This window comes from Nocardioides imazamoxiresistens (assembly GCF_032378595.1).
GTDB classification, from domain to species: Bacteria; Actinomycetota; Actinomycetes; order Propionibacteriales; family Nocardioidaceae; genus Nocardioides; species Nocardioides imazamoxiresistens.
Genome location: NZ_JAVYII010000002.1, coordinates 106,784 through 119,538 on the forward strand (window position 1 = coordinate 106,784; position 12,755 = coordinate 119,538).

The 12,755-nt window shown below is 73.6% G+C and carries 12 protein-coding genes; 7 read left to right on the top strand and 5 right to left on the bottom strand.

Annotated features, from left to right (window positions below; translation table 11 throughout):
• Positions 1–15: 15 nt before the first annotated feature.
• Genes tatC through RDV89_RS04580 form a run of 3 tightly spaced genes read left to right on the top strand, consistent with a single transcriptional unit; the run spans position 16 to position 4,537 of the window.
• Positions 16–852, top strand: a complete 837-nt coding sequence (gene tatC, locus RDV89_RS04570; protein WP_315731739.1) for a twin-arginine translocase subunit TatC — start codon at positions 16–18, stop codon at positions 850–852.
• A complete protein-coding gene (locus RDV89_RS04575; protein ID WP_315731742.1) occupies positions 852–1,724 on the top strand; it encodes a diacylglycerol/lipid kinase family protein in 873 nt (290 codons plus the stop codon). Before tatC ends, RDV89_RS04575 begins: the two co-directional genes overlap by 1 nt.
• Positions 1,721–4,537, top strand: a complete 2,817-nt coding sequence (locus RDV89_RS04580; protein WP_315731744.1) for a DEAD/DEAH box helicase — start codon at positions 1,721–1,723, stop codon at positions 4,535–4,537. Before RDV89_RS04575 ends, RDV89_RS04580 begins: the two co-directional genes overlap by 4 nt.
• A 28-nt stretch (positions 4,538–4,565) precedes the next feature.
• Here RDV89_RS04580 and RDV89_RS04585 read toward each other — a convergent pair whose 3' ends face one another.
• Both RDV89_RS04585 and RDV89_RS04590 read right to left on the bottom strand, forming a co-directional pair.
• Complete coding sequence (locus tag RDV89_RS04585) at positions 4,566–5,222, bottom strand: SDR family oxidoreductase (protein WP_315731746.1); 657 nt, start codon at positions 5,220–5,222, stop codon at positions 4,566–4,568.
• Between the two features lie 84 nt (positions 5,223–5,306).
• Positions 5,307–6,242, bottom strand: coding sequence for a 5'-3' exonuclease (locus RDV89_RS04590; protein ID WP_315731748.1), 936 nt, complete (start codon positions 6,240–6,242; stop codon positions 5,307–5,309).
• Between the two features lie 36 nt (positions 6,243–6,278).
• Here RDV89_RS04590 and RDV89_RS04595 point away from each other — a divergent pair, with 36 nt between their 5' ends.
• From RDV89_RS04595 to RDV89_RS04610, 4 genes are all read left to right on the top strand, one after another.
• Positions 6,279–6,716, top strand: coding sequence for an Lrp/AsnC family transcriptional regulator (locus tag RDV89_RS04595; protein WP_315731750.1), 438 nt, complete (start codon positions 6,279–6,281; stop codon positions 6,714–6,716).
• Positions 6,717–7,125: 409 nt separating this feature from the next.
• Complete coding sequence (gene lnt, locus RDV89_RS04600) at positions 7,126–8,748, top strand: apolipoprotein N-acyltransferase (RefSeq protein ID WP_315731751.1); 1,623 nt, start codon at positions 7,126–7,128, stop codon at positions 8,746–8,748.
• On the top strand, positions 8,745–9,518 hold the full coding sequence (locus RDV89_RS04605; RefSeq protein ID WP_315731753.1) for a polyprenol monophosphomannose synthase: 774 nt from the start codon (positions 8,745–8,747) through the stop codon (positions 9,516–9,518). The genes lnt and RDV89_RS04605 overlap by 4 nt, the downstream gene beginning before the upstream one ends.
• Positions 9,515–10,051 (top strand): FxsA family protein, encoded by a 537-nt coding sequence (locus RDV89_RS04610; RefSeq protein ID WP_315731755.1) that lies wholly within the window; start codon positions 9,515–9,517, stop codon positions 10,049–10,051. The genes RDV89_RS04605 and RDV89_RS04610 overlap by 4 nt, the downstream gene beginning before the upstream one ends.
• 19 nt (positions 10,052–10,070) lie before the next feature.
• On the opposite strand, the gene RDV89_RS04615 is transcribed toward RDV89_RS04610, so the two are convergent.
• The 3 genes from RDV89_RS04615 to RDV89_RS04625 all read right to left on the bottom strand — a co-directional run bounded on the left by RDV89_RS04615 (position 10,071) and on the right by RDV89_RS04625 (position 12,738).
• A complete protein-coding gene (locus tag RDV89_RS04615; RefSeq protein ID WP_315731756.1) occupies positions 10,071–10,445 on the bottom strand; it encodes an RNA polymerase-binding protein RbpA in 375 nt (124 codons plus the stop codon).
• A 62-nt stretch (positions 10,446–10,507) separates the two neighbouring features.
• Positions 10,508–11,902, bottom strand: coding sequence for an MFS transporter (locus tag RDV89_RS04620; protein ID WP_315732217.1), 1,395 nt, complete (start codon positions 11,900–11,902; stop codon positions 10,508–10,510).
• Positions 11,903–11,910: 8 nt separating this feature from the next.
• Entirely contained in the window at positions 11,911–12,738 is an 828-nt protein-coding gene (locus RDV89_RS04625) for a glycerophosphodiester phosphodiesterase family protein (protein ID WP_315731758.1), read from the bottom strand.
• Positions 12,739–12,755 lie beyond the last annotated feature (17 nt).

Consider the following 12,755-nt stretch of genomic DNA (forward strand, 5'->3'; position numbering starts at 1 on the left):
CCCGAGCCCGCGGACGTGAGCGTCAAGGGACTGCTGCGCTTCTACTCCGTTCGCCCCCTCCACCCCGTCAGCGACGACGGGCGGATGGCCCTGACCGACCATCTGCGGGAGCTGCGGGCCCGGGTCCTCCGGGTGCTGACCCTGTGGGTGGTCGCCCTGGTCGTGTCGTTGTTCTTCTTCGACGTCATCTTCCAGCTGGTGTTCCAGCCGTACGAGCAGGCGGCCGCGGAGCTGGGCGGCAGCACCGACACGCAGGCGACGATCGCCGGCGTCGGCGGCCCGCTGGTGCTCTACCTCAAGCTCTGCGGTGTCACCACGCTGGTGCTGACCAGCCCGTACTGGCTCTACCAGATCTGGGCGTTCATCCTGCCGGGCCTGCACCGGCACGAGCGCAAGTGGAGCCGGGTGTTCGCGGCGATCGCCGGACCGCTGTTCCTGCTCGGCGTGGCCGTCGGCTACTGGACCCTGCCGAAGGGTCTGGAGATCCTCATCGGGTTCACCCAGGCCGAGCTCACCAACCTCGTCGAGTTCGGCGACTACTTCTCGTTCCTGGTGCGCACGCTGCTGGTCTTCGGGGTCTCCTTCGAGATCCCGGTCTTCCTCGTGCTGCTCAACCTCGCCGGGGTGATGAAGGGCGCCACCATCGGGCACTACCGTCCGTGGTTCATCATCGGCATCTTCATCTTCGCCGCGATCGCCACGCCGTCGACGGACCCCTTCACCATGCTGTTCCTCGCCATCCCGATGTGCTTCCTGGTGGGCATCTCCGAGGTGATCACGCGCCTCCTCGACCGTCGGCGGGCCCGCAAGGACCCGTTCGCCGAGCCGCTGGGGACCGAGGGCGCCGCCTGATGCCACCCCGTCGGCTCGCGCTGCTCACGCACCCCGGTGCGGGCCGCGGTCGCGGTGCCCGGGTCCGTGAGGTCGTGCTGTCCCGGCTGCGGCGTGCGGGCTTCGACGTGCTGGACCTCGTCGGCGCCGACGTGGACGAGGCCCGGGACCTGGCCCGCACCGCGTGCGCCGCGGACGTCGAGACGCTGGTGGCGCTCGGCGGGGACGGCACGGTGCACCTGGCGTTGCAGCAGGCCGTGCCCGCCGGCGTCACGCTGGCGGTCGTGCCGGCCGGCACCGGCAACGACCTGGCGCGCGAGCTGGGCATCCCGGCGGACCCCGTCGCGGCCGCGGACCGGGTGGTCGCCGGGCGTACCCGGGAGATCGACGTGCTGCAGGTCGGTGACCGCTACGTGGCCACCGTGCTGGCCTGCGGCTTCGACGCGCTCGTCGCGGAGCGGGCCGACGCGATGGCCTGGCCGCGCGGGCGCTCGCGCTACGTCGCGGCCGTCGCGGCCGAGCTGCGCGCCCTCGCGCCGCGCCGTTACACCCTCGAGCTCGACGGCACCGTGAGGGAGGTCGACGGCGTGCTCGCCGCGGTCGGCAACACCGCCTCCTTCGGCGGCGGACTGCGGATCACCGAGGGCGCGGAGCCGGACGACGGCCTGCTCGACGTGGTCGTGATCCGCACGCTGGGCCGCCGCGAGCTGGTCCGCGCCTTCCCGCGGCTCTACCGCGGCACCCACACCGACCACCGGGCGTACGAGCACCACCGCGCCCGCTCGGTCACCGTCGCGGCGCGCGGGATCACGGCGTACGGCGACGGCGAACCGCTCGGTCGGCTCCCCCTGACGATCAGCGCCCTTCCCCGGGCTGTGAAGGTGGTCGTGTGAACGACGAGTCCCCCTCCGCGCGGTACGCGGCCTTCCGCGCCTCCCAGGAGCACCCGCGCCTGCACGCCTTCGAAGAGCTCTACCCGTTCGGCCTCGACGACTTCCAGCGGCGCGCGTGTGCGGAGCTGGAGGACGGTCGCGGCGTGCTGGTCGCGGCGCCGACCGGCTCGGGCAAGACGATCGTCGGCGAGTTCGCGGTCCACCTCGCGCTCGCCGAGGGCCGCAAGTGCTTCTACACCACCCCCATCAAGGCGCTGTCGAACCAGAAGTACAGCGACCTGGCCGACCGCTACGGCGCCGACCGGGTGGGCCTGCTGACCGGGGACAACGCGGTCAACAGCGAGGCGCCGGTCGTCGTGATGACCACCGAGGTGCTGCGCAACATGCTGTACGCGGGCTCGCGCACCCTCGCCGACCTCGGCTACGTGGTGATGGACGAGGTGCACTACCTCGCCGACCGCTCGCGCGGCGCCGTGTGGGAGGAGGTGATCATCCACCTGCCCGAGTCGGTGGTGGTCGCCTCGCTGTCCGCGACGGTGTCGAACGCCGAGGAGTTCGGCGAGTGGCTCGAGACGGTGCGGGGCGCGACCACGACCATCGTCGAGGAGAAGCGGCCGGTGCCGCTGTTCCAGCACGTGCTGGTGGGCAAGCACCTGCACGACCTCTTCCACGCGGGGGACGTCGCGGCGTCGGCCGGGTTCGCCTACGACGGCGCCAAGGTCAACCCGCACCTGCTGCGCATCGCCCGCGACGACTGGGCGTCGTCGCGGATCCGGGACCGACGCCCGCCGAAGGGCACGCGCCGCAGCCGACCGGAGGGCGGGGCCGGCCAAGGTCGCGGTCGCGACACCGGCAACGGCCGCCGTCCGTGGTCGCCCAGCCGCGCGGACGTCGTGCAGCGCCTCGAGCGCGAGCACCTGCTGCCGGCCATCACGTTCATCTTCAGCCGGGCCGGCTGCGACGCCGCGGTGCAGCAGTGCCTCGACGCCGAGATCGAGCTGACCAGCCCGGAGGAGCGCGAAGCCATCCGCGCGTACGTCGAGGACAAGCTCGCCGACCTCCCCGCGGCCGACCGCCGGGCGCTGCGCTACCACGACTTCCTCGAGGGCCTCCTGCGCGGCGTCGCGGCGCACCACGCCGGGATGCTGCCCACCTTCAAGGAGTGCGTCGAGGAGCTGTTCCTGCGGGGGCTGTGCAAGGCGGTCTTCGCGACCGAGACGCTGGCGCTGGGCATCAACATGCCGGCGCGCACGGTCGTGCTGGAGAAGCTGACGAAGTGGAACGGCGAGACGCACGCCGACATCACGCCGGGGGAGTACACCCAGCTGACCGGCCGGGCCGGCCGTCGCGGCCTGGACGTCGAGGGCCACGCCGTCGTGCTGTGGCAGCAGGGCCTGAACCCCACGGACCTCGCCGGACTGGCCTCCACCCGCACGTACCCGCTGCGCTCCTCGTTCCGGCCGTCCTACAACATGGCCGTCAACCTGGTGCACCGGTTCGGGCGCGACCGCGCCCGCCAGCTGCTCGAGAGCTCCTTCGCGCAGTTCCAGGCCGACAAGGCCGTGGTGGGGCTCGCGCGCCAGCTGCGCAAGGCCGACGACGCGCTGGCGGGGTACGCCGACGCGGCCGTGTGCGAGCGCGGCGACTTCATGTCGTACGCCGCGCTGCGCCGCCGCATCGGCGAGGTCGAGAAGGCCGGCGCCCGCTCCCGGCGCGACGACCGTCGCGGCGAGGTGGTGGGGTCGCTGGCCCGCCTGCGACCCGGCGACGTGATCCACGTGCCGGCCGGGAAGTTCAGCGGCTGGGCCGTGGTCATCGATCCCGGGGTGACCCGGGACGAGCCGCGACCCCTCGTCGTCACCGTGGAGAAGCAGTCGCGCCGGCTCGGCCTGATCGACTTCCCGGTGCCGGTGCGCGCCGCGAGCCGGATCCGGGTGCCGCGCACGTTCGACGGCCGGAACCCGCAGCAGCGCCGCGACCTCGCCGCGACGTTGCGCAACCACGTGCGCGACCTGCGCCGCCCGCCCGAGCCCGAGACGCCCCGCGAGGGTCGCTCGCCCCACGACGACGGCACGGCCGCCGAGGTGGCCCGGCTGCGCGCCGAGCTCCGGGCGCACCCGTGCCACGCGTGCCCGGAGCGCGAGGACCACGCCCGGTGGGCCGACCGGTGGGCCAAGCTCGAGAAGGAGGCCTCGACGCTGCGTCGGCGCATCGAGTCGCGCACCAACACCGTCGCGCGCGAGTTCGACCGGGTCAGCGTCGTGCTGACGGCCCTGGACTACCTCGACGGTGACGTGGTCACCGAGCGGGGCCAGGCCCTCATGCGGATCTACTCCGAGCTGGACCTGGTCGCGGCCGAGGCCCTACGCCTGGGCGTGTGGGACGACCTGGCGCCCGACGAGCTCGCGGCCGCGCTGTCGGCGCTCGTCTTCGAGTCGCGCCGCACGGAGGACCCGCGCGGACCGCGCGTGCCCGGCGGCGCGGTCGGCGACGCCATCTCGGTCGTGCGACGCCTGTGGCGCGACCTGTCCGCGCTGGAGCGGCAGCACAAGGTGGAGCACCTGCGCGAGCCCGACGCGGGCTTCGCCTGGGCGGCGCTCGGCTGGGCCCGCGGGGAGGACCTCGACGACCTGCTGCGCGAGACGGGCATGACCGCCGGCGACTTCGTGCGCGTCGCCAAGCAGCTGCTCGACCTCACCGACCAGATCGCCGTGGCGACCGACGACCCGGCGCTGCGGCGTACCGCCCGCGCGGCCGGCGACCTCGTCAACCGCGGGGTGGTCGCCTACAGCGCGGTCGGCAGCCAGGCCTGAGGAGCCGTCGGGGGGGCCGTCGGGGGGCCTAGACGGCGGCGGCGACCGCGTCCGCGACGGCCGTGGGCCCGTTGACGAGCTCCCACTGCTGGCCGACGGTGCGGGGGTCGTCGAGCGCGGCGGCGACCACGGCGGCGACGTCGGCGCGGGTCACCTCCCCGCGCTCCACCTCCGCGGCCAGGGTGACGGCGCCCGTCGGGTCGTCGTCGGTCAGTGCTCCGGGACGGACGATGGTCCAGTCGAGGCCGGAGGCGCGCAGGGCCTTGTCGGCGTCGCGCTTGGCCTCGACGTAGGCCTTCCAGACCTCTCCGGCGTCCTCGCCGACGGGCTGGTCGACGCCGATCGCGGAGATCTGCACGAACCGGCGCACACCGGCCTGCTTGGCGCCGGCGATCGAGCCCAGCGAGCCGCCCAGGTCCACGGTGCGCTTGCGCTCGACGTTGCCGTCGGGACCACCGCCGGCCGCGAACACGACAGCGTCCGCCCCGGAGAGGACCCGGGCGTAGTCGGCCGCCGAGGCCTGCTCGATGTCGAGGATGTCGACCTCGGCACCCAGGGCCTCGAGGTCGGGCCGGTAGGACTCCGTGCGCACCAGTGCGACGGGCGTGTGGCCCGCCTGCACCAGCAGCGGGTGGAGCTGCCGAGCGATCTGTCCGTTGCCTCCGACGACTGCGATGCGTGCCATGCCCGTCACCGTACCGACGCGACCTGAGGCGCCCGCGGGTCCAGGCCCAGCCGGGTCAGGCCCAGCCGGGTCAGGCCGGCCGGGTCAGGCCAGCCGGGTGAGGACGTCGGTGAGCCGGGTGGCGCTGGTGCCGAGGTCCCAGCGCTCGGTGAGCACGGCGACCTCGTCGGGGTCGGCAGGGCCCGCGGGCAGGGTGAGGTCGACGTCGCGCACCGGCAGGTCGCGCACGACGGCGACGACCGTCGGGGCGACGTCGAGGTAGTCCGAGGCGGCCTTGACCTTGGCCCGCACGCCCGGTGCCATGTCCGCGGCCGGGTCCTCGGCGGCGGCGCGGATGCCGGCGACGTCGTCGAAGCGGCCGAGCAGCGTGGCCGCGGTCTTCTCACCGACGCCCTTGACGCCCGGCAGCCCGTCGGAGGTGTCGCCACGCAGGGTCGCGAAGTCGGCGTACTGGTCGGCGCGCACGCCGTACTTCTCGAGCACGACGTCCTCGGTGATCCGCTCGTGACGCCCGACGCCCCGGGCGGTGTAGAGCACCCGCACCTCGGCGGCGTCGTCGACCAGCTGGAAGAGGTCGCGGTCGCCCGTCACGACGTCGACCGGCATACCCGCGTCGGTGGCCAGCGTGCCGATCACGTCGTCGGCCTCGTGCTCGGCGGCGCCGACCACGGCCAGGCCGTAGGCGGCCAGGACCGCGCGGATCACCGGCACCTGCAGCTCGAGCGGGTCGGGGACCTCCTCGAGGTCGGGGGTGCTCGCGCGCTCCTCGACGACGCGGTGCGCCTTGTAGGTCGGCACGAGGTCGACGCGCCACTGCGGGCGCCAGTCGTCGTCCCAGCAGCAGGCCAGGTGGGTGGGCTCGTACTCCTCGACCAGCCGCGACACGAAGTCCATCAGACCGCGCACGGCGTTGACGGGGGTGCCGTCGGGTGCGCGCATCGTGTCGGGCACGCCGAAGAAGGCACGGAAGTACAGCGACGCCGTGTCGAGCAGGAGCAGGCGGGGGCTTCGGTGGGGCACGGGGTGATCCTGCCACGAGGCGATAGCCTGTCCGGCGTGGAAGAGACCGATCGCAAGATCCTCGCTCTGCTCGCCCAGGACGGCCGGATGTCGTTCACCGACCTGGGGCGTGGCACGGGTCTGTCGACGTCGGCCGTCCACCAGCGGGTCAAGCGTCTGGAGCAGCGTGGCCTGATCCGCGGCTACGGCGCGACGATCGACTACGAGCAGCTGGGGCGACCGCTGACGGCGTTCATCTCGATCCGCCCGATCGACCCTGCGGCGCCCGACGACTCCCCGGAGCGGCTGCGCGACATCGAGGAGATCGAGTCGTGCTGGTCGGTCGCGGGGGAGGAGTCCTACATCCTCAAGGTGCGCGCCGAGACGCCCTCGCAGCTCGAGGGCCTGCTGGCCCGGATCCGCAGCTCGGCGAACGTCTCGACGCGCACGACGATCGTGCTCAACACGTTCTACGAGAACCGCCCGGTCACCTGATCCGGACCACTACGCGACACCACCGGCGTGTCGCCGCGCGACACGCCGGGCGCCGAGAAATAACCGAACGACTTCGTCGGCGGGCGCCCGCGCGCTGACCTGCGCAGACGCCCTGTCAGCGCAGGTCAGCGCGACGTTGACACCATTGCGCGGACACCGCGAGTCTGTCCTCAGTTCACCTGCGCAGCACGCGCGTCGTGGGCCGAGAGCACGAGCGGCGTCGCCGACGGGTCGCGCACCACTTCCCGACCGGCGAGAGCACCTCACTCGACCCCGCACCGTGGTGGTGGAAGCGGAGGGGGCGCGCGGTCCGTAGACAACTTCGCCTGCCCGGCACCCGGTCGGGCCGGCGTCGGTCCGAAGGCCGTGCCCGCCCCCTCCGCCCTGCTCCTCGGCTACCGTTCGGTACGTGACCTCGCGACTCCCCCTCCGGCTGCTCGTCGCCGTCGTCGCGGGCCTGGTCCTGACGGCGATGTTCGAGCCCGTCGGGCTCGTCGTCGCCGGCCCCCTGGGCGTGGCGGGGTACGCGCTGGCCCTGCGCGGCGCCCGCGTGCGCACCGCGCTCCTCGTCAGCCTCGTCTTCGGGGCCGTCTTCTCGTTCGTGCAGCTGTGGTGGATGCAGGCGGTCGGCACCGGCGCCTGGATCGCGCTGTCGCTGATCGAGACCGCCTACTTCCTGCTCCTCGGCCCCGTCGTCGCCGTGCTGCACCGGTTGCGGGCCTGGCCCGTGCTGGTGGCGCCGGCCTGGGTGGCCTACGAGGAGCTGCGCGCGGGGTGGCCGTTCGGCGGCTTCCCCTGGGCGCGGCTGTCCTTCGGCGTCGTCGACACCCCCTTCGCGGCCCTGCTGCCGTGGATCGGAATGCCCGGCGTCTCGCTGGTGCTGGCCCTGCTCGCCACGACGTCGCTGTGGGCGGCGCTGCGTCTGCGCGACTGCGTCGGTCCCCTCGACCGGGCCGGCCTGCTCCGTCGGGCGAGGCTCCTGGCCGCCCCGGTCGCGATCCTCGTGGTCGTGGGCGTGGCGGCCGCGCTGACGGCCTACGCCGGCCCCACCGACGGCGAGCGCGTCCGGGTGGCCGCGGTGCAGGGCGACGTGGGGGGTGACGGGGACGACGTCGTGGCCGTGCACCGTCAGGTCACGCGCGACCATGCGACGACCACCGAGGAGCTCGCCGCGGACGTCGCCGCGGGCGACGCGGACGCACCGGCCTTCGCCGTGTGGCCGGAGAACTCGACCGCGGTCGACCCGTTCACCGACGGCGAGGCGTACGGCGAGATCACCCGCGCGGTGGCGGCGCTCGGCGTGCCGGTGCTGGTCGGGGGCATGGTCGACGCCGTCTCCGACGAGCAGGTGCTCAACCAGGGCATCGTGTGGGACCCGGTCTCCGGACCCGGCGACCGCTACGCCAAGCACCACCCGGTGCCGTTCGGGGAGTACATCCCCTTCCGCAACGACACGCTCACCGACATCGTCGAGCAGTTCGACCTGATCCCGCGCGACATGCTCGCCGGGGTGCGCCGCAGCCCCCTGGACATCGAGGGCGTGGCGGTCGCGAACGCCATCTGCTTCGACGTCGCCTACGACGACCTCTTCCACGACCAGGTCGCCGCCGGCGCCCAGCTGGTCACCGTCCAGACCAGCAACGCCATGTTCATCCGCACGCACCAGATCGACCAGCAGTTCGAGATCACCCGCCTGCGCGCCATCGCGACGGGGAAGTACGTCGTCGTCGCGGCGATCAACGGCCGCAGCGGCATCATCGCGCCGGACGGGTCCGTCGTGGCCGACATCGGCACCCGCGAACGGGGCGTGGTCGCGGCCGACGTGGTGCTCAACGACGACGTGCCGCTGGGCCTGCGCGTCGGGCCCTGGCTGGCCCGCGGCGCCTTCGCCGCCACGCTCCTCGCCGTTCTGCTCGCGTTGGTCACCTCGTCACGCCGGATCCCTACGGTCGGCCGCTCCGCCGCCGACCGTCCCGCAGGGACGGTCGAGGCGGACGACCCGACCACCGCGAGAGAGGCAGCACAGCGATGATCCACCCGGACCTGGGACGGGCCGTCGTGGTCGTGCCGACCTACAACGAGGCGCTCAACATCGCCGCCGTCGTCGGACGGGTCCGGGCCGCGCAGCCGGACCTCGACGTGCTCGTGGTCGACGACTCCTCGCCCGACGGCACCGGCCGCATCGCCGACCGGCTGGCCGCCGAGGACCCCGGGGTCACCGTGCTGCACCGCACCGCGAAGGAGGGGCTGGGCGCCGCCTACCTGCACGGCTTCGCCGTGGCCCTCGCCCGCGGCTACGACGTGATCGGGGAGATGGACGCCGACGGCTCGCACCAGCCCGAGCAGGTCGGCCGGCTCCTCGACGCGCTCGTCGAGGCGGACCTCGTGATCGGTGCGCGCTGGATCCGCGGCGGGTCGGTGCAGAACTGGTCCGTGCGTCGCGAGGCGCTCTCGCGGGCGGGCAACGCCTACGTGCGTGTGCTGCTGGGGATGGGCGTCCATGACGCCACGGCCGGGTTCCGGATGTTCCGACGCACCACCCTGGAGAAGATCGACCTCTCCGCGGTGGAGTCCACCGGCTACGTCTTCCAGACCGACCTCACCTGGCGCACGGTCCAGGCCGGGCTGCGCGTGCGGGAGGTGCCCATCGACTTCGTCGACCGCGAGTACGGTGACTCCAAGATGACGACCGACGTGGCCGTCGAGTCCCTGCGCCGGATCACCCGGTGGGGTCTGCGGGAGCGTCGCCGTCAGGTCCGCCGCACCTTCCGCACCCACCGAGAGCGACGACGCACACCGTGACCGACCAGCAGCTGCCCGGAACCGACCCCCACCGACCTGCACCGGGGGCGGTGCGAGCCTCGCGGCTCCGGGCGCTGCGGGTGACGCTGCCCCTGCTGGTCGGCGTCGTCGTCGAGGTCGCCGCGTTCCTCGCGCTGGCCGAGCTGGCCGGGGTCTTCGTCGCCCTGGTGGTCGTGATCGGGGCCAGCGTGCTCGGCATGGTCCTGCTGGCCCGGGAGGGCCGCCGCTCCGTGCGGGCCGCGGTGGAGACCGCCCGCGCCGGCCGGGCCCCGGAGGGCGAGGTGGCCGGCGGCGTGCTGGCGGTCCTCGGCTGCGTCCTGCTGGTCGTGCCCGGCGTGGTCAACAGCGTCGTGGGCCTGCTGCTGCTCGTGGCGCGTCCGGTGCTCGCCCGCCCGGCCTGGTGGCTGCTCACGCGACGGACCCGCCGGCACGGGGTGCCGACGGGTCCGTGGGACGTGCGCCCGGGTGCTGCGGACGGTCGGGACGACGTGGTCCGGGGCGAGGTCGTCGACGAGGGCGACGACCGGCGCTGAGGACCCCTCCCGGTCCGCCTCAGCGCTTGGAGCGGGAGGGCTTGTGCAGGTGCGCCGGGCCGATCTCGCCGCCGCGCAGCAGCTCGAGCCGCTCCGTCAGGATCTCCTCGAGCTCGGTCTCCGAGCGGCGCTCCAGGAGCATGTCCCAGTGCGTGCGGGCCGGCTTCTCGACCTTCTCCTCGGGCTGGATGCCCGCGGTGCTGAGGGCCTCGGCGCCGCAGCGCGGGCACTCCCACACCGCCGGGATGTCGGCCTCGACCGACATCGTGATCTCGAACTCGTGGGCCTGCGGGCAGCGGTAGCCGACCTGCTGACGCGCCGCGAACTCGATCCCGCGCTCGTCCTCGAAGCTCTGGCCTCCGAGTCGTGCTCCTCGCAGCGTGCGCTCTGCCATCGCGACACCTCCACCTCGTCGTCGTGCGTCGGACCGCGTGCGCGGTCGACAAGTCCTCAACGTTACTGGGCGGCGCTCGATTCCTGAAACGCGCGCTGCTCGCCCGGACGCGGCGCACGCACCGGCAGCAGCAGGAGCAGACCGGCGAGGAGCACGACCAGGATGCCGATGATGCCGGCGTACTGGACGTCCTCGGTGGGGCTGCCCGTCACCCCGGAGGCGATCGTCAGCGCGAGCGCCCAGGCCGCGGGCGCCAGGAAGCTCGCGGCGCGCCCGGTCGTCGCGTACAGCCCGAAGACCTGGCCCTCCATGCCCGGTCGGATCAGGCGGCTGAGCAGGGAGCGCGACGCCGACTGGGCGGGGCCGACGAAGATGCACAGGATCAGCCCGAAGACCCAGAAGACGCCCGAGCCGCCGTCGTGCAGCACGAAGAGCACCGACCCGGCGACGCACATGGCCGCCAGCGAGCCGACGATGACCCGCTTCGGGCCGATCTTGTCGTCGAGCAGGCCGAACCCGATGGTGGCGATGCCCGCGACCACGTTCGCGGCGATGCCGAAGATGATCACCCCGCCGCTGGAGAAGCCGAAGGACCCGGCGGCCAGCACGGCGCCGAAGGTGAAGACGCCGGCCAGGCCGTCGCGGAACACGGCCGAGGCGCCGAGGAAGTACACGGTGTTGCGGTCCGTGCGCCACAGGCCGGCGACCGTGGCGAACAGGTGCCGGTACGCCGCCAGCACCCCCTGGCGCGGGCCGCGCGCGGCGGCCTCGGGGCGCGGGCGGTCCCGGATGCTGAGCAGGACCGGCAGGGAGAACAGGAGCGTCCACACCGCGCACACGAGCATCGTGACGCGCACGTCGAGGCCGTTGTCGCCGGTGACGCCGAAGAGCCCGACGTCGGGGGAGATGAAGCCGAAGTACACGATCAGCAGCAGGACGATGCCGCCGAGGTAGCCGAGCCCCCAGCCGAGGCCGGAGATCCGACCGACGGTCGCGGGCGTGGAGATGTCGCCGAGCATCGCGTTGTAGTTGACCGAGGCCAGCTCGAAGAACACGTTGCCGACCGCGAGCAGCAGCAGGCCCAGCCACAGCAGGCCCGGGTCGGGCTCGACGAAGAACATCAGGGCGGAGGCCAGCACGACCACGCCGGTGTGCGCCCCGAGCCAGAACGTCCGACGTCCCGAGCTGTCGGCCCGCTGCCCGGTCACCGGCGCCAGCACGGCGATGGTCAGGCCGGCGGCCGCCAGCGCCCAGCCCAGCTTCGTGTCGACGCCCGAGCCGAACAGCGGCCCGTCGTCGCCGTCGGCCGTCAGGTAGACGGTGAAGACGAAGGTGGTGATGACCGCGTTGAAGGCGGCCGAGCCCCAGTCCCACAGGCCCCAGGCCAGGACGGTGCGCCGCCGCGCCGTGGCGCGGGCCCCCTCGGGGGCGGGATCCAGGGACTCCAGGGGGCCCATCGCGTCCGTCACCGTTCCTCCTCGACCGGGCGCCAGGCGCCGCGGGCCTCGAGCACCGACCGCAGCAGGTCGGTGCGGTCGGTCATCAGCCCGTCGACGCCGAGGTCGAGCAGACGTTCCATCTCCGCCGGGTCGTCGACGGTCCACACGTGCACGTGCTTGCCGACCGCGTGCGCGCGACGTACCAGGCGGGGCGTCACGATCGTGACGCCCCGGTGCACCGGCACCTGCAGGGCCGCCACGCGGCCGCCGGTGACCCGGTCGGCGAGGCGGGCGGGCAGCAGGAGGAAGGCCACGATCTCGGCGCGGTGGGCCGCGGTCGGCACGCGGCCGCCGGTGAGGCGGCGGAACCGCCGCAGCCGGCCGGCCGAGAAGGAGCCGACGAGCACCCGGTCCCACAGCCCGCGCTCCGCGACGAAGCGCGCGAGGGCCGCGGGGGAGCGGTCGCACTTGAGGTCGATGTTGAACCGGGCACGCGGCAGCGCGTCGACCAGCTCGGCGAGCGTCGGGACCTGCCCACGGCGACCGACCAGCAGGCCCTTGACCTCGGCCAGGCTCAGGCCGCCGACCGATCCCTCGACCTCGGTGACCCGCAACGTGCGGGCGTCGTGGAACGCCACCAGGTGGCCGTCGCTGGTGACCTGGACGTCGGTCTCCAGGTGCACGTAGCCCAGCGCGGCGGCGTGCTCGAACGCCTCGAGCGTGTTCTCCGCCCCGACGAGGTCGGGGTGCTCGGCGCCGCCGCGGTGGGCGAAGGCGAGGGGGACCCCGCCGTGGGTCTCGTCGCCGTCCAGGTACGCGAACCCGGTCGACGGCGCTGTCGTGCGGGCGGTCACGGGCGCCACCCTATGGC